Source organism: Salibacterium lacus (genome assembly GCF_042684865.1).
Lineage (GTDB): Bacteria > Bacillota > Bacilli > Bacillales > Marinococcaceae > Salibacterium > Salibacterium lacus.
Map to the genome: position 1 here is coordinate 504,435 of NZ_JBHUML010000002.1, position 16,583 is coordinate 521,017.

Consider the following 16,583-nt stretch of genomic DNA (forward strand, 5'->3'; position numbering starts at 1 on the left):
GTTTTCCGATCATTGATTATGCTTATGTCTATATTATATCATTTTTTGACGATCTTCGTAGCACATTGCTTTTCATTCCTCCATAATTTGTGTACGATAACATTTACAATTAGATTCAACATTACAGTATTTAATCGTAGAAAGGAGGTCAGAATGTTCAGGAAATATTACGGCTTAAGGGAAGCCAATGCTGTTCTTCCGGATGTTCGGGAAGACATTGTCCATCTGCAGCATCTGCAGCATGAATACAAAACCAGTTATCATCACCTTCAGGCTGTAAAAAAAGGGAGACTGCAGGAAGGTATGAAGTACAAGGAAGACATTTTTGTACTCGAAACCACCATTGATTTTATGGAAATTCAGGCTCTTCAGTTGATACACCAGCTGGAGTCCTCAGGCATCTATATAAAAAGTATTGAAAAGGGCATTGTTGATTTTCCAGCACGCCTTCAGGGAAAATCTATTTTTCTATCATGGAAACAGGGGGAAGAATATATCTCCAACTATTATGAGTGGTCCGAATCGATCGAACATCGAAGAACTATTGGTGAAACCGACGATGACTGACAGGAGGCAGGACAGATGTGTCTGATAGGAATAGGATACCGGGTTCATCCTGATTATCCATTGATTGTTGCAGCAAATCGTGATGAGTTTTTTGACAGACCGGCCGCTCCCCTGCATTCCTGGCCTGATTCACCAATTATGGCGGGAAAAGACCTGCAGCAGGGTGGTACCTGGATGGGGGTGACAAAGAGCGGACGATTTGCTGCTGTAACCAATGTGAGAGATCCGGGAGAAACAAAAGCGCCCAAATCCCGTGGTGAAATGGTGAAGAACTTTCTCGAAACAGATCATCCGGACCATTTTTTTGAAAGCCTGCAGCAAAACCGGCACCAATACGGCGGGTATAATATAGTAGGCGGCAGTCCGGCCGGTGTCTGCTATGCGACAAACCAGACACCGGACAAAAAAACGGACCTTTCCCCGGGAATTCACGGGTTAAGTAATGCATTTTTAAACACACCATGGCCGAAAGTGGAAAAAATCAAGTCGGATTTCTCCAGACTGCTGAAGACGTCCGGTTCATCGCTTGGAACGGAAGATTTTTTTAAGGTGTTATCCAACTCAGATGAAGCAGATGCCGGTCAGCTTCCGGACACAGGGGTGGGTGATACCCTTGAAAAAAAATTGTCACCACTGTTCATAAAAATGGAAGGGTATGGAACACGTTCCCAGACAGTGTTTATGCTGTCGAAGAAGGGAGATGCTGTTTTGGAAGAAAAGACATACCTTGAAGATGCTGAAATATCGGAACATACAAGATTTGAATGGAACGTGGAAGAGAGTCATGCGAAGAGAAACGATTGAATATTTTTTCTTCATATATTATAATTATGCATACTCATTTCCGTGTTTTGGTTAGTTGAAACACAGCAGTGACGCAAAGAAACCGTTTACAAAGACACAGATCTTTGTTATATAATTTGCCGAAATGTCAGAAAAATGATATGCTTTTGTATATTACTTTTTAAAAAGAGAGAGCTGCCAACGGTCAGCAAGATTTGAAAGAGGTGGAGAAGGTAATGACACAGCCTTATATCTCACAGAGAACAGGCCTTTATAGTCCCGATTTTGAGCGTGACAACTGCGGGATCGGGTTTTTAGCCAATATAAAAGGGAAAAAATCACATGATATAGTAGAGAATGCCCTGACGATCCTGGCAAACCTGGAACACCGGGGTGGTCAGGGAGATGAACCGAACACAGGAGACGGAGCGGGGATGCTGCTGCAGCTGCCCCACCAGTTTTTCCAAAAGTGGGAGGCGAATTTGTCGTTCACCCTTCCGGAAGAAGGGAATTACGGCGTCGGTATGATGTTTCTTCCGGCCGAAGAAACAAGGCTCCGCCGGAGCATGGAAGAAATAAACACTATTATTGAAGAAGAACAGGGACTGCTCGGCTGGAGGGAAGTCCCGGTAAATGACAGCATGATCGGAAATGCTGCGCTGAAAACGAAACCGGCTGTGTTTCAGGTGTTCATCGAACGTGTTGGAGCGGAACTGTCACAGGATGACTTTGAAAGAAAGCTCTATGTTATCCGCAAGCGGATAGAAAATGAAGCTGGAAACGCCGTAGAAGAAGGGGATTCTTTTTATTTTGCGAGCCTTTCTTCACGTACCATTGTATATAAAGGTATGCTCACTACCGAGCAGCTGCCGCAGTTTTATTATGAACTGCACGATCCGGCGTTTGAAACGTCTGTGGCTATGGTACATTCCCGTTTTTCAACAAATACGTTTCCAAGCTGGGAAAGAGCGCATCCAAACCGCTACCTGATTCATAACGGGGAAATTAACACGATAAAGGGTAATGTGAACTGGATGCATGCCCGGGAAGCTGTCGTACGTTCCGAGAAATTTAAAGAGGACCTGGATAAAGTTCATCCGATTATTGATCATCACGGCAGCGATTCCTCGATGTTTGACAATACATTTGAATTTCTGACGCTGGCCGGACGTTCCATGCCTCATGCGGCGATGCTTATGATTCCGGAGCCGTGGCAGAATAATGATCACATGCCTGAGGATAAAAAAGCGTTTTACAAGTTTAACAGTACGCTGATGGAACCATGGGACGGCCCGACGGCGATTGCCTATACAGACGGCCGGAAAGTGGGAGCCTGTCTGGACCGGAACGGGCTTCGTCCGGCACGTTATTACGTCACAAAAGATGATCATATTGTCATGTCGTCTGAAGTCGGTGTCCTGGACCTCGATCCCGAAGATATCCTTTACAAAGAACGACTTCATCCCGGCCATATGCTCGTTGTAGATATGGAAGAAGGACGTATCGTTCCGGACGAAGAGATTAAGCACGATATTGTGACTCAAAACCCATACAAAGAATGGGTGGAAGAGTGCCTGACAGATCTTGAAGATGTTATGGAGAGTCGTGAAGTATACAACACGGATTTTGATCATTTGAAAGAGAGACAGATCGCGTACGGATATACGTATGAGGAACTCGATAAATTAATCAAGCCTATGGCTGCCGGCGGTCAGGATCCGGTAGGTTCGATGGGATATGACTCTCCGCTTGCTGTTCTATCGGAGAATCCCCAGCTTCTTTATAACTATTTCAAGCAGCTGTTTGCCCAGGTAACGAACCCTTCCATAGATGCCATTCGTGAAGAACTGGTTACTGCCGTAGGTACAACGATTGGAACAGAGGGAAATCTTCTTCATCCGGAACCGGAAGGCGCCCGTCACCTGTATCTGAAAACGCCGGTTTTGAATAATGAAGATTTTGCCAAGCTTCGTTCTAATAAGATTGAAGGATTTCAATCCGTAACCCTCCCGATGGTCTTTGATGCATCCGAAGGGAAAGGGGCTCTTGGTCCTGCACTTGAAAGTTTGTTTGCGTCTGCAGATAAAGCTGTGGATGAAGGTGCGACACTTATTATTCTCAGTGACAGGGATGTAGACAGCAGCCGGGCGCCTATTCCGGCGCTGCTCGCTGTCGGAGGCCTGCATCACCACTTTATCCGTAACGGAATGCGGACCCAGGTAAGTATTGCAGTGGAAACGGCGGAACCACGGGAAGTCCACCATTATGCAGTGCTGCTCGGTTACGGGGCGGAAGCAGTAAATCCGTACCTGGTATTTGACAGCATTGATGAAATGATCAGGGACAACTGGCTTGAAGACACTTCTTATGTAGAAGCTGTGCAGGATTATATTAAATCGGCAACCAAAGGAATCATGAAAGTATTATCGAAAATCGGTATTTCAACGATTCAGAGTTACCGCGGCGCTCAGATTTTTGAAGCAGTCGGAATTGCTCCGGAAGTAGTGGACAGGTACTTCACCTGGACTCCTTCGCGCATCGGCGGTGTCACACTGGATATGATTGCTGAAGAAGTCCTGATCCGTCACGGCAAAGCCTATACGGAGCAGGAAGGCGCAGACAGGACCCTCGAGCCGGGTGACGATATGCAGTGGAGACGAAACGGGGAACCTCATCAATACAACCCGCATACCATCCACATGCTTCAGCATGCGGCAAAACAGAATGATTATGAGCTTTTTAAGAAATATTCAAAAGCGATCAATAAACAGGAGGACAAACAGACGACCCTGCGCGGGATGCTGGAATTTGAAACCGAAGGAAGAAACCCGGTATCTCTGGATGAAGTAGAATCGGCCGAAGATATCGTCAAACGGTTTAAGACCGGAGGTATGTCTTTTGGTGCCATTTCCGAAGAAGCGCACGAAGCCCTGGCGGTTGCGATGAATAAAATCGGCGGAAAATCCAATTCGGGTGAAGGCGGGGAAGATCCGGACCGGTTTATACCGGATGCCAATGGAGATTCAAGACGCAGCTCGATTAAACAGATTGCATCCGGCCGCTTTGGGGCGACAAGTCATTATTTGGTTAATGCAGATGAAATTCAGATAAAAATCGCCCAGGGGGCGAAGCCGGGAGAAGGCGGCCAGCTCCCCGGAAACAAAGTATATCCCTGGATTGCCAAAGTCCGTGGTACAACCGCGGGAGTGGGGCTCATTTCACCGCCGCCGCATCACGACATTTATTCCATTGAAGACCTGGCACAGCTTATTCACGACTTGAAAAATGCCAACCCGTCCGCGACGGTCAGTGTGAAACTGGTATCGGGAACCGGGGTCGGAACCATAGCCGCAGGAGTGGCGAAGGGACGCGCCGACGGTCTGGTCGTGAGCGGCTATGACGGCGGAACCGGAGCAGCGGCGAAAACGAGCATTAAACACGCTGGTCTGCCTTGGGAAATAGGGTTGTCGGAAACGCATCAGACCCTTGTGGAGAACAACCTTAGAAACCGCATTAAAGTTGAAACTGATGGTAAATTGATGACCGGCAGAGACGTGGCCGTTGCTGCACTGCTTGGAGCAGAAGAGTACGCTTTTTCGACAGCGCCGCTCGTTGTACTCGGCTGTGTGATTATGCGTGTATGCCACCTGGACACCTGTCCTGTAGGGGTCGCAACACAGAATCCGGAACTGCGGAAGAAATTCATGGGCAGTCCGGACCACGTGGTCAATTTTATGCACTTTGTTGCTGAAGAGCTTCGTGAAGTGATGGCGGAGCTTGGATTCACAAATCTGAATGAGATGGTTGGAAGAACCGACATGCTGAAGCAGAAAGACAGCGTGAACAACTGGAAAGCCAATGCTGTAGATTTAACCAATCTCCTGTACCGTCCGAAGAAGCTGGATCAGTCCAAACACTTCGGACACCGGGAACAGGACCATCAGCTTGAAGAATCTCTGGATGCCACGACACTTTTGAAGGCAGCAGACAATGCTATTCAGAATAAAGAACCGGTATTTGGCGAATTTGCCATCCGCAATACCGATAGAGTGACCGGAACCATTGTAGGAAGTGAAGTAACCAAACGTTACGGTGTGGAAGGTCTTCCGGAAGATACTATCCGGTTCACGTTCCGGGGATCCGCCGGTCAGAGTTTCGGCGCTTTCCTTCCAAAAGGAATGACGCATACCCTCGTCGGCGATGCCAATGATTATTTCGGCAAAGGATTATCCGGAGGAAGAATTATCGCCTTTCCTCCTGAAAATTCAACATTTGCTCCGGAAGAAAGCATTTTGATTGGAAATACAACCTTTTACGGCGCTTCTTCCGGTGAAGCCTATATACGCGGAGTAGCAGGAGAACGCTTTGCCGTCCGTAACAGCGGTGCTGATATAGTCGTGGAAGGACTCGGTGATCACGGCTGCGAATATATGACAGGCGGAACTGTCGTTAATCTTGGAGCCACCGGTAAAAACTTTGCCGCCGGCATGTCAGGCGGAACGGCCTATGTTCTGGACCGGGACGGGACACTTGCTTCGTTTTGCAATCAGGGAATGGTGAACCTGGAACCGGTCGAGCAGGAAGAAGATATAAAACGTCTGAAAAGTATGATTGAACGTCATGTTTCGTATACAGAAAGTTCTCTGGCAGAAAGCATACTGCAGCAGTGGAAGAACATGCTTCCAAAATTTGTGAAGGTTATTCCATATGACTACAAGCACATGCTGGCCTCTATCGAAAACGCCAAAAAAGAAGGGCTGACGGAAGAAGAAGCCATCATGAGCGCGTTTAACGAAACGAAGACAGCTGCAGCCCGCGTGGGAGGAAAATAACAGACGGCATCAAGATTTATTACGTTTGGAGTGAAAGATATGGGAAAAACGACAGGTTTTATGGAGTATGAAAGGGAAGCTCCTCCGAAAGTAAAACCGATGGAGCGTATAAAAAACTGGCAGGAATTTCAGCTTATCATGCCCGAAGAGAAACTGCAGGAGCAGGGTGCGCGCTGCATGGACTGCGCGATCCCTTTCTGCCAGGCCGGAACTACAATGGAAGGATCAGGCGAGATTGGCTGTCCGGTCTATAATCTGATTCCGGAATGGAATGATCTTGTATACCGCGGGCAGTGGAAAGAAGCATTGGCCCGCCTGCATAAGACAAACAACTTTCCGGAATTTACCGGAAGAGTCTGTCCGGCGCCGTGTGAAGGATCCTGTACAGTAGCTTTGAACGATGATCCTGTAACCATCAAATCCATCGAGTTTAATATCGTGGAAAGAGGATTTCAGGAGGGCTGGATCACCGCGGAACCACCTAAAAAACGGACCGGAAAGAAAGTCGCGGTTGTGGGTTCCGGACCTGCCGGCCTTGCAGCTGCCGCCCAGCTTAATAAAGCCGGTCACCAGGTTACTGTTTTTGAAAAGGATGACCGTATCGGCGGTCTGTTGACATACGGCATTCCGGATGTCAAACTTTCCTACCATATTATTAAGAGACGACTTGATATAATGGAAGAAGAAGGCGTTGAGTTTGTCACAAATGCGGATATCGGATTGAATTATCCGGAAGAAGATTTAAACCGGGATTTTGATTCTGTCATTCTATGCACCGGAGCACAGGTACACCGTGATGTGCCTGCAGAAGGCAGAGGTCTTGACGGTATTCATTATGCCATGGATTTTCTGCGCTCAAACACAAAATCACTGCTTGATTCCGAGCATGAGGATGACGACTACATCTCTGCCGAGGGCCGGGATGTCATTGTCATCGGGGGCGGTGACACTGGTGTGGACTGTATTACGACGTCCATCCGGCATGGTTGTAATTCTCTGATTCAATTTGATATTCACCCGGAAAAAGGAGCCGCACGTCCTGAAGACAATCCATGGCCGTTATATCCGATTGTCTACGGCCGGGAAGAAGGCCATAAAGAAGCAGAAGCTGTTTTTGGTGATGATCCCCGTACGTACAAAGTCATGACAAAGAAATTCGTCGGTGACAAGAATGGCCGGGTGAAAGAGCTGCACACGGTGGATGTAGACACAGTATATGAAGACGGGAAAAAAGTCAGAAAAGAGATCCCGGGGACCGAACGTGTATGGAAAGCAGATCTTGTATTTCTCGCCGTAGGTTTCACCGGCCCGGAGCAGGACCTGCTTGAAAAAATGGAAATTGAAACAGACGAGCGGAGCACGGTGGATGCAGAATACGGAGTGTACCAAACCAGCAAAGATCATATATTTGCTGCCGGAGATAACAGAAGAGGGCAGAGTCTGGTTGTATGGGCGATTCACGAAGGTCGTGAAGCAGCACGTGAATGCGACAGACATCTTATGGGCACGACAAACCTGCCGTAGAAAAAGGGACGGGCGCCAAGCCCGTCCCTTATTACAAACATCTAAAAATTTCACGTACCGTAATTATATTAGAAAAAACAGAGACAAAAATGTTAAACTATAAGGGAAATATAGTGAAATACATAGAAAAAAGGAGCAATTTCATGACAAATTCTTTTATAAAAGCTTCTTACAAAACAGGGGTTTATGCTGGAGAGAAGATAGATGAAAAAAATGATAAAACGCTGATGAAGGTTGCTGCCGTATTAAAACACCCGATGCAGGGCGATCTTCATCAGCCCAGACAAGTCGATGTCCCGCTTTTTCACGAGAGAAAAGCTCTGTCTGAATATGAAAAAGTGTGGGTTCCAACCCCGAATGTAAAAGCTTTCGATGAAGAAATTCCACCATATCGTGAGTCTTTAATTAAAGCCGTTGGAGAACTGGAAAACGATCTTGCACGCAGGAACGATCATTATTCAGCCAAATCACTTGAAACGCTGAAAGAGCTGAAACGGGACTACCGCATCGAGCAGGATGAAAGATGAGAGTAATAGGAAACGAACATAGCAGCACCATTGATAAAAAAACGCTTCCGATTACCTGAAAAGGCAGTCGGAAGCGTTTCTTTTTAAGATGTCTTTATCAACAGACAGTCCCCTGATTAACGATTGAAGATTTTCCAATCGTTTTTCATTTATCCGCAGGCTTTTTTTCGGAGGCGGCACTTATATTATAGAGACGGATGGAGAGATCGATTAAAAACCAGTCATCGGAATCATCAAGACTGCAGCTGGTCATTTTTTCAATCTTTCTCAGACGATAGGTTAAAGACTGCCGGTGCAGATTTAAGTCTCTTGCGGTCTGACTTATGTTTCCTTTGTTCCGGTTAAATACAAGGAGCGTGTGAACAAGATCAATCCCGCGCTGGCGGGAGTAGTTTAGAATCGGTGCAATAATTGCTTCTGTAATACTGCGGAGTTCTTCATTTTCGGTAAGGGCGAGAAGGGCACGATCAAATCGTGTGTTGGCATATGTTGTAACAAAACCGGTGCCTTTTTGGCGGCGGCCGATATCAAGAGCCGAACGTGCCTCATTATATCCTTCGTGAAAAAAGTCATCTCCAAATGTTTTCGCAATACCCCAGGACATTTCAAGAACCGGGTGTACCTGCCGCATCCGGTATTCCAGCAATTCGATAAATGGATACGCTGTTTCGACTCCTTTTTCCGTGTGGGTTTCTACGAATATGATCAACTCTTCTTTCTGGAAGGTGGTCATCGTCCCGACATGAAGCATTCGTCCTGTATGGTACACTTCTTCTTCCAGCCATTCTCCCAGCTGCCTGACCCAATTTTCAAAAGAGGTCACGGATGGTTGTTGTTGATCGTAAAGGTAATCCAGCTGCTCCGGTCGGGCAATGATACATAAATAAGGGACGTTTAAATGGTACCCGAGGGATTTAGCCCTCGATAATGCCGCATCTCTCGATTCAAATGTTCCTTCAGCCAGGCTCCATACAAAATCATTTTTCAGTCTCATTTCTGTTTCCACAGCGGCCTGATCATGCAGAAAACACAGTGCCGAGGTTGTGACAGCATGTTCAAGAAGGATTAACATATTCTCCTCATAGATATCATCTTCAGGGAGCTGTTCGGGCCATTCGATTAAGATGAAGCCCTGGATTTCTCTGGCACCCTGCACTGTAAGCTGCAGGGCTTTGTTTTGGTCCATATGAACCCAGTGCATCTTGTTCGGAAGTGCTCCTGTATCATAAGCTTCTTCCATCTGAAAGAAAAGGGGGTCTCCGTGCTGTTGAAGATGGGACCTCCAACTATCTTCAAGGTTTTGTGCTCCGCTCGTTTTGGCTTTCAGACCTCCCCGACGATCCGCGATAAGAGCCGGCATCCTTAGACGCCGGGAAAGGTAAGCTGCGATCTCTGCTGTTCCTTCTCCATTCAATATAATCTCCAGAAGTTCTCGTCGAATTCTATCGGAATACTCCACAAAACTTCGCTCCTGCTGATGCAGAGCTGTTGATATGGCATGGCTGACATCTGCAAAGCGGACTTCCCATGGCAGCTCAACAAGAGGAAACCCCCGGGACTGGCAGTGTTCAATAACAAGGGAGGGGATTTCCATTAAATACCGCCCTGTAGCAATAATAAGTGCCGCCGCATTGGAATTCATGACTTCTTCTGCAAAGGAGAGAAGTTTCTTTTCATCATGTTCGCACCCAAATGCGGCTGTCAATACAACTTCATTGATGCGTACAAAGTCTTCAACCGGGAGCTCGATAATAGATACCCATTCCACCGGATTGTTCAATGCGGCTGGTGTTTCTGTTTTCGTATCTGCGCTTCTGAGAACCGGAAGTTCAAGCATTTCCTGTACACTGAACATATTGACACCTCCCGTTCGACCAATGTGAGAAAATATGTTGTGCATTATGGTGAAACAGCACGAATTACTTTTATACAACTTGGTGAATGGAATCTTTTCCTTTCTATCGTATGATAAAAATAGGTAAAAAGAAAGTATGACGTGAAAGGAAGTGCGAGCCATGAGAAACGAACAGAACCGGATCATTCAACAGTCAACCAAAGCCGTGTGGTCCGGCGAGAAAGAATATAGAGCCTACGGAGCAACACAGGTGCCTGTGGTACACAGTGTCGCTTATTCCTATGATGATCTGGATCACTGGTACGATGTGGCTGTAGGACGTGAAAAAGGTCATATCTACGGTAGAAACACGAACCCGACAGTGGAATCGTTTGAACAGAAAATACGGGATCTTGAAGGAGCAGAGGCTGCGACGAGTTTTTCCACCGGAATGGCAGCCATAAGCAACTCCCTGTCTACGTTTTTAACTCCAGGGGACCGGATTGTCTCCATGAATGACACGTACGGCGGGACAAATAAAATATTCAGTGAGTTTCTCCCCCGGCTTGATATTGATGTCAGCCTTTGTGAAACAGGTAATCATGAAGAAATAGAAAAAGAAGTACGTAAAGGATGTAAGATTCTTTATTTGGAAACGCCGACGAATCCAACCGTTAAAATCACAGATATGCAAAGAATGGTACGGGCAGCCCGGGAAGTTGGTGCCATGGTCTTTGTTGACAATACATTTGCTACTCCAATCAACCAGAATCCGCTGGAATATGGGGTGGATCTCGTTATTCACAGTGCGACAAAATTCCTCGGTGGTCATGCCGACGCCCTTGGAGGAGCTGTGTGCGGCAGTCGTGATCTCGTAGAAAAGATTTTTCATTACCGTGAAATTAACGGGGCGACAATGGATCCGATGTCGGCCTACCTGCTGTTAAGAGGAATGAAAACACTTCATCTTCGTTTGAAACAGTCCTGTGATTCCGCGATGACCATTGCCCGGTACCTGAAAAACCATGACTTGGTGGACGATGTCTTTTATCCAGGCTTAAAAGACCACCCGGGACACGATATCGCCGCCCGTCAGATGAAACAGTTCGGCGGCATGCTCAGCTTTTCCATGAAAGGCGGAATGGAAGCAGTCCGGGATTTTCTGCCGAAGCTGCAGTACGCCAACCGCGCAGCCAATCTAGGTTCTGTCGAAACAACAGTCGGCCCGGCAAGAACGACAAGTCACGTCGAAAATACACCGGAAGAACGGGCGGAACTCGGAATTCCGGAAAGTCTCGTCCGGTACTCTGTCGGCATTGAAGACCCAGATGATTTGATAGCAGACCTGGAAGCGGCTTTTGATTCTTTAAAAGAAACAACTGCTCCAAAAGAGTAACAGATAAAGGGGGCTGCATCATGCATTCCGAGCATTATCTCTACCAGAAAGCAGCATCGATGCAAAGCGAGCTTTCCTCATGGCGGCAGCATTTTCACAAATACCCTGAACAAAGTTTTCAGGAAGAAAATACAGCAGCCTTTGTCGAGAAAGAACTGCGCAGAATCCCCGGAATGGAGGTTTTTTCCGGAGAAAAGGGAACCGGGCTGAAGACCGGAGTGGCCGGGGTTCTTAAGAAAGGAAGCGGGCCGGCAGCTGCACTTCGGGCTGATATGGACGCTCTGCCGATTCAGGAGGATAATGACACATCTTACCGGTCGGTTCATGATGGCGTGATGCATGCCTGCGGACATGACGCCCATACTGCCATGCTGCTCGGTGCTGCCCGTATTCTGGCAGAAGAAGACAGTTTCGGGGGTACGGTGAAGTTTATTTTTCAGCCTGCGGAGGAAATGACAGATAGAAACAAAAAATCCGGGGCTCCCTACATGATTCAACACGGGATACTTCAGGACGTCTCTGTTGCTTTTGCCCTTCATATGGACCCGGAATACCTTCCCGGCACTGTCCGTCTGCACGAAGGGCCGAGCATGGCAAATGTAGATACCTTTCAGGCGGAAATACTTGGAACAGGAGGGCACGGGGCTTATCCGCATCTTGGGACGGATCCTCTCTGGATGTTGTCTTTTGTCATACAGGCTGTGCAGGGGATAACTTCGAGAAAAACGTCCCCGCTTTCTCCATCGGTCATCAGCATCGGTGAAGTGAATGCTGGATCTTCTACCAATGTGATCCCGGATCAGGTGAGGATGCAGGGAACGATAAGAAGCTACGATCAGGAAACGCGCCTACACCTGGAGCAGGAACTGGAACAGGCCTTCTCGATTGTTGAAGCAATGGGCGGGACGTACCATCTCCAAGTGGATAAAGGGGAACCTGCTCTGCAGAACGATAAAATGGCTGTTCAACTGTTTGATGAAACGTTACAGAATATATTTCCCCATTATTCTATTTTACGGCAGCCGTACGGTCTGGGGGGCGAAGACTTTGGTTACATGGCTGAGAATGTGCCGGCTGCCATGCTTTTTCTGGGTGCAGGTTTTGAAAACAATCAGCAGAGGGGTCTGCACATGCCTCGTTTTGACCTGGAAGAAGAAATGCTGCCGGTCGGTGCTTCCCTTCTTGCAGGCACAGCGCTTCAGTATTTTCAACACAACGCAAAGAATGAGGAAGGGAGTGGAATGTAATGGCACATAAACTGGCTTTTATCGGATTCGGCGGTGTCGGCCGGGGGCTTGCTCAAATCATCCAGGAGAGGGAAGCTTCTCTGAAGAAAAAATACGGAACGGATTTTCAGATGGTCTCTATCGCCGATTTATACAAAGGATCATTGCATCACCCGGATGGTTTGAATATACAAGCTGTGTTCGATTCCCTTGAAAAAGACGGAACCCTTCATCATTATCCGGATCAGGAAGGATTGATCAGGGGTTGGGATAGTCTCACTACAATTGAACGATCAAACGCGGATACGATGGTTGAAATCACATTCACCGACATCCAAACAGGACAGCCGGCCATCGATCACTGCAAAAAAGCGTTTGCCGCGGGGAAAAATGCCGTCATGACAAATAAGGGACCTGTTGCTTTAGCTTATTCAGAACTACAGGAAATGGCGGCGCAGCATAATGTCCAGTTTAAGTTTGAAGGCACGGTTATGAGCGGAACCCCCGCGATCCGAATGCCTCTCACCTCTCTGGCCGGAAACGAGATCAGCGAAATACGGGGCATATTTAACGGTACCACCAACTACATCCTTTCGCGTATGGAAACCGGAATGGCGCTCGACGATGCACTGAAAGAAGCGCAGGAGAAGGGATATGCAGAAGCGGACCCGACAAGTGACCTGGAAGGTTGGGATGTTCTCTACAAAGTTATTATTCTGGCCAATGTTGTCATGGAGGCCGGATTATCTAAAAAGGATGTATTCTGTGAAGGCATCACCGGACTGTCCCCGTCTGATGTTCAGCAGGCAGCTTCTGAAGGTAAAAAGTGGAAGCTTATCGGCAAAATCAAAAACGAAAAGGGCACCGTTTCGGCTTCCGTTTCACCTGAAAAAGTGCCGCAGGATGATCCTCTCGCCGGGATATCGGGATCTCTGAATGCCGTCACGTATGACTGTGACCTGTCAGGTCCGGTAACGCTGATGGGAGCGGGGGCAGGTATACCTGAAACCGGTTTTGCCTTATTAATTGATTTAATCAATATAGAACGTAACCATGTCTAACACTTCACATGAAAGGTGGCGGGTAACATGGCAGAACAAATAGGGAAACAAAAAATGCTGCTGGCAGGAGAATGGGTGGAAAAATCGGAGGAGATTGAAGTACGGAACCCTGAGAACAATGAAATCATCGGTACGGTTCCGGCCGGTTCCGCTTCCGATATGAAACAGGCAATCGAACTTGGCCGGGAAGGTGCACAGACAGCTGCCGATTTATCGGTCCGGGATAGAATGGACATCCTGACGAAGGCGGCTGATTACATTGAAGCACATCTTGATACGTTTGCTTTAACCATTGCTATGGAAGGAAGCAAAACTATCAATGAAGCCAGAAGTGAGACGACAAGAGCAGCGGAAACGATCCGAATCAGCGCTGAAGAGGCGAGACGTCTCACCGGAGAATCCATCAACTTCGACCAGATGCCTGGTAATACAGACCGGATGGGGTATTATTTCCGCTTTCCAGTTGGAATTATTGCGGCGATTACACCCTTCAATGATCCGCTGAACTTAATCGCTCATAAAATCGGACCTGGTATTGCAGCAGGCAATGCCGTCATTATTAAACCGGCAACGCAAACGCCGTTAAGTGCCGTTAAGATGGCGGAAGCATTTATGAGTGCCGGTCTACCGCCTAAAGTGCTGAGTGTAATTACCGGCCGGGCGAGAGATATCGGAGATGTCCTTATTGAAAGCCCGGACGTTAATATGATCAGCTTTACAGGCGGAATGGAAACCGGAGAAAGCATCGCCAAAAAAGCAGGATTAAAACGGTTGTCCATGGAACTTGGCTCCAATTCTCCAGTTATTGTAAGGGCGGATGCCGACCTGGATGCCGCAGCAGCATCCTGTGCAGATGGCGCTTTTGCAGCTGCGGGGCAAAACTGCCTTTCGGTGCAGCGGATTTATATCGAAGAAGAAGCTTATGATTCTTTTCGGTCCCGTTTTCTTCAGGAAACAGCTGACGTAAAAACCGGCAGTAAATTGTCGGAAGATACAGACGTGGGGCCGCTGATTAATGAGAAAGAAGCCAAACGAGTGGAGCGTTGGATAGAGGAGGCAGTGGAAGCCGGGGGTACCATTGCTGCAGGCGGTACCCGCAGCGGAGCTTACGTGGATCCAACTGTCCTGGAAAATGTTCCGGACGACGCTCTTATTGTTAAAGAAGAAGTATTCGGCCCGGCCGTGCTGCTTTTTAAAGTGAAGCATCTTGATGAAGCGATAAAACGTTCCAATGATGTCAACTACGGTCTGCAGGCCGGGATTTTTACAACCAATATCAATGCCGCCCTGAAAGCTTCGAAAAAACTTCATGTCGGGGGCGTTATGATTAATGACAGCAGTGACTTTCGTATTGATGCCATGCCATTTGGCGGTGTAAAAGGTTCCGGCCTTGGACGCGAAGGCGTAGAATATGCAATAAAAGAAATGTCAGAAGAACGAATTGTCGCCTTTAAATGGACGGACGAATAAAATAACAGGTGGGAACGGCGGTCTATCAGTCCGCCCTCTTTGTCACATGTTGAAATGAACAGTCGGGAAAGGGGTGGAAATGTGTTTTCCAATGAAGAATATTTAGTGAGAATGAATCAAACGAAACAGAAGATGATGGAATATGGTATTGAAGTGCTTCTCGTATCCAACCCGTCCAACATGTTTTATCTGACCGGTTATAATGCCTGGTCTTTTTATGTACATCAAATTCTTGTTGTTATGATTGATGAAGAACAGCCGATCTGGATCGGCAGGGAAATGGACGCCCACAGCGCCCAGGTTACAACTTGGCTCGATGACAATCATATCATTCCGTATCCTGATGAATTTGTACAGTCAACGATTAAACACCCTATGGATTTTGTTGCAAACATTCTGACCGAAATCGGACAGGGCAATCGAAAGATCGGTCTTGAAATGGACGCTTTCTATTTCACGGCGATGTGTTACGAACGAATCATGCAGGGGCTTCCAAATGCTGAATTCCGGAATTTCAGCACACTTGTAAACTGGGTGAGACTTATTAAATCCGACACGGAAATCGAATGCATGAAAAAGGCATCCAGAATTCTGGAAAACGCAATGAATGCAGCATATGATACAGTAGATATCGGTATTCGCGAAAATGATGTAGCTGCCGCCATCTACCAGGCCCAGATCAGCGGCACTTCAGATTTTGGCGGGGATTATACATCCATTGTTCCAATGATACCGTCAAATGAAAATACAGCCAGTCCGCATTTAACCTGGACGGATAAACGATATCAATACGGAGATTACATGACCATTGAAATAGCCGGCGCCTACAAACGTTATCACACTCCTATGGCAAGAACGCTTGCTATAGGAGAAGCACCGGATAAAGTACAGGATCTCGCCGATGTTGTCGTAGAAGGAATAGAGACAACGATGGAACATATTAAACCGGGGATTACGGCTGAAGAAGTAGAAGATATCTGGAGCAAAACGATTGCAAAACGAGGCTATTTCAAAGAATCACGGCTGGGATATTCCATCGGGTTAAGTTATCCGCCCGATTGGGGAGAGCACACGGTCAGTTTCCGGAAAGGAGACCGGACGATGATGCAGCCGAACATGACATTTCATCTAATGCCGGGCATCTGGCTTGATAATTACGGGGTGGAAATCACAGAATCCATCCGTATCACGGAAAATGGCTGTGAAACATTCGCCGATGTCCCAAGAGATCTTCATATAAAAAAACCATCCCAGGTTAGTTCGTTTACCTCGGAGAAAAACCAGACGACGTAAACTTATCTGCTCTGCAGGCCAACGGCACTGCAGAGTTTTTTTTCGCAGAGCCGATGGTGGAAACAGGAAG

At 47.3% G+C, this 16,583-nt stretch carries 11 protein-coding genes; 10 read left to right on the top strand and 1 reads right to left on the bottom strand.

Translation table 11 applies throughout. The annotated features are described in order from the left end of the window. The first annotated feature begins 153 nt into the window (after nt 1-153). The 5 genes from ACFSUB_RS03400 (at nt 154) to kapB (ending at nt 8,233) form a co-directional block, all read left to right on the top strand. The gene (locus tag ACFSUB_RS03400) at nt 154-567 is read left to right on the top strand and encodes a DUF2203 domain-containing protein (RefSeq protein WP_380711773.1); all 414 of its coding nucleotides are present in this window, start codon (nt 154-156) and stop codon (nt 565-567) included. 15 nt (nt 568-582) lie between these two features. Beyond that, on the top strand, nt 583-1,371 hold the full coding sequence (locus tag ACFSUB_RS03405) for an NRDE family protein (protein WP_380711774.1): 789 nt from the start codon (nt 583-585) through the stop codon (nt 1,369-1,371). Nucleotides 1,372-1,586: 215 nt separating this feature from the next. After that, nucleotides 1,587-6,182, top strand: coding sequence for a glutamate synthase large subunit (gene gltB, locus ACFSUB_RS03410; RefSeq protein WP_380711775.1), 4,596 nt, complete (start codon nt 1,587-1,589; stop codon nt 6,180-6,182). A gap of 39 nt (nt 6,183-6,221) precedes the next feature. After that, a complete protein-coding gene (locus ACFSUB_RS03415) occupies nt 6,222-7,706 on the top strand; it encodes a glutamate synthase subunit beta (protein WP_380711776.1) in 1,485 nt (494 codons plus the stop codon). Continuing rightward, nucleotides 7,667-8,233 (top strand): sporulation phosphorelay system protein KapB, encoded by a 567-nt coding sequence (gene kapB, locus ACFSUB_RS03420; RefSeq protein WP_380711777.1) that lies wholly within the window; start codon nt 7,667-7,669, stop codon nt 8,231-8,233. Before ACFSUB_RS03415 ends, kapB begins: the two co-directional genes overlap by 40 nt. 145 nt (nt 8,234-8,378) lie before the next feature. On the opposite strand, the gene ACFSUB_RS03425 is transcribed toward kapB, so the two are convergent. Next, nucleotides 8,379-10,088 (bottom strand): PucR family transcriptional regulator, encoded by a 1,710-nt coding sequence (locus tag ACFSUB_RS03425; protein WP_380711778.1) that lies wholly within the window; start codon nt 10,086-10,088, stop codon nt 8,379-8,381. Nucleotides 10,089-10,248: 160 nt separating this feature from the next. Between ACFSUB_RS03425 and ACFSUB_RS03430 the strand changes: the two genes are divergently transcribed. The 5 genes from ACFSUB_RS03430 to ACFSUB_RS03450 all read left to right on the top strand — a co-directional run bounded on the left by ACFSUB_RS03430 (nt 10,249) and on the right by ACFSUB_RS03450 (nt 16,513). Next, nucleotides 10,249-11,463: a cystathionine gamma-synthase family protein gene (locus ACFSUB_RS03430; protein WP_380711779.1), complete on the top strand. Its 1,215-nt coding sequence runs from the start codon at nt 10,249-10,251 to the stop codon at nt 11,461-11,463. 20 nt (nt 11,464-11,483) lie between these two features. Next, nucleotides 11,484-12,710, top strand: coding sequence for a M20 metallopeptidase family protein (locus ACFSUB_RS03435; RefSeq protein WP_380711780.1), 1,227 nt, complete (start codon nt 11,484-11,486; stop codon nt 12,708-12,710). Next, nucleotides 12,710-13,750, top strand: a complete 1,041-nt coding sequence (locus ACFSUB_RS03440) for a homoserine dehydrogenase (RefSeq protein WP_380711781.1) — start codon at nt 12,710-12,712, stop codon at nt 13,748-13,750. Before ACFSUB_RS03435 ends, ACFSUB_RS03440 begins: the two co-directional genes overlap by 1 nt. Nucleotides 13,751-13,777: 27 nt before the next feature. Beyond that, nucleotides 13,778-15,220, top strand: a complete 1,443-nt coding sequence (locus ACFSUB_RS03445) for an aldehyde dehydrogenase family protein (protein WP_380711782.1) — start codon at nt 13,778-13,780, stop codon at nt 15,218-15,220. Nucleotides 15,221-15,301: 81 nt separating this feature from the next. Next, nucleotides 15,302-16,513, top strand: a complete 1,212-nt coding sequence (locus ACFSUB_RS03450) for a M24 family metallopeptidase (protein WP_380711783.1) — start codon at nt 15,302-15,304, stop codon at nt 16,511-16,513. Nucleotides 16,514-16,583 lie beyond the last annotated feature (70 nt).

Coding starts and splice junctions, on each gene's coding strand:
- ACFSUB_RS03430 (WP_380711779.1), top strand. CDS start 10,249: ATGAGAAACGAACAGAACCGGATCATTCAACAGTCAACCAAAGCCGTG.
- ACFSUB_RS03445 (WP_380711782.1), top strand. CDS start 13,778: ATGGCAGAACAAATAGGGAAACAAAAAATGCTGCTGGCAGGAGAATGG.
- gltB (WP_380711775.1), top strand. CDS start 1,587: ATGACACAGCCTTATATCTCACAGAGAACAGGCCTTTATAGTCCCGAT.
- ACFSUB_RS03435 (WP_380711780.1), top strand. CDS start 11,484: ATGCATTCCGAGCATTATCTCTACCAGAAAGCAGCATCGATGCAAAGC.
- ACFSUB_RS03405 (WP_380711774.1), top strand. CDS start 583: ATGTGTCTGATAGGAATAGGATACCGGGTTCATCCTGATTATCCATTG.
- ACFSUB_RS03400 (WP_380711773.1), top strand. CDS start 154: ATGTTCAGGAAATATTACGGCTTAAGGGAAGCCAATGCTGTTCTTCCG.
- ACFSUB_RS03425 (WP_380711778.1), bottom strand. CDS start 10,088: ATGTTCAGTGTACAGGAAATGCTTGAACTTCCGGTTCTCAGAAGCGCA.
- ACFSUB_RS03440 (WP_380711781.1), top strand. CDS start 12,710: ATGGCACATAAACTGGCTTTTATCGGATTCGGCGGTGTCGGCCGGGGG.
- kapB (WP_380711777.1), top strand. CDS start 7,667: ATGCGACAGACATCTTATGGGCACGACAAACCTGCCGTAGAAAAAGGG.
- ACFSUB_RS03415 (WP_380711776.1), top strand. CDS start 6,222: ATGGGAAAAACGACAGGTTTTATGGAGTATGAAAGGGAAGCTCCTCCG.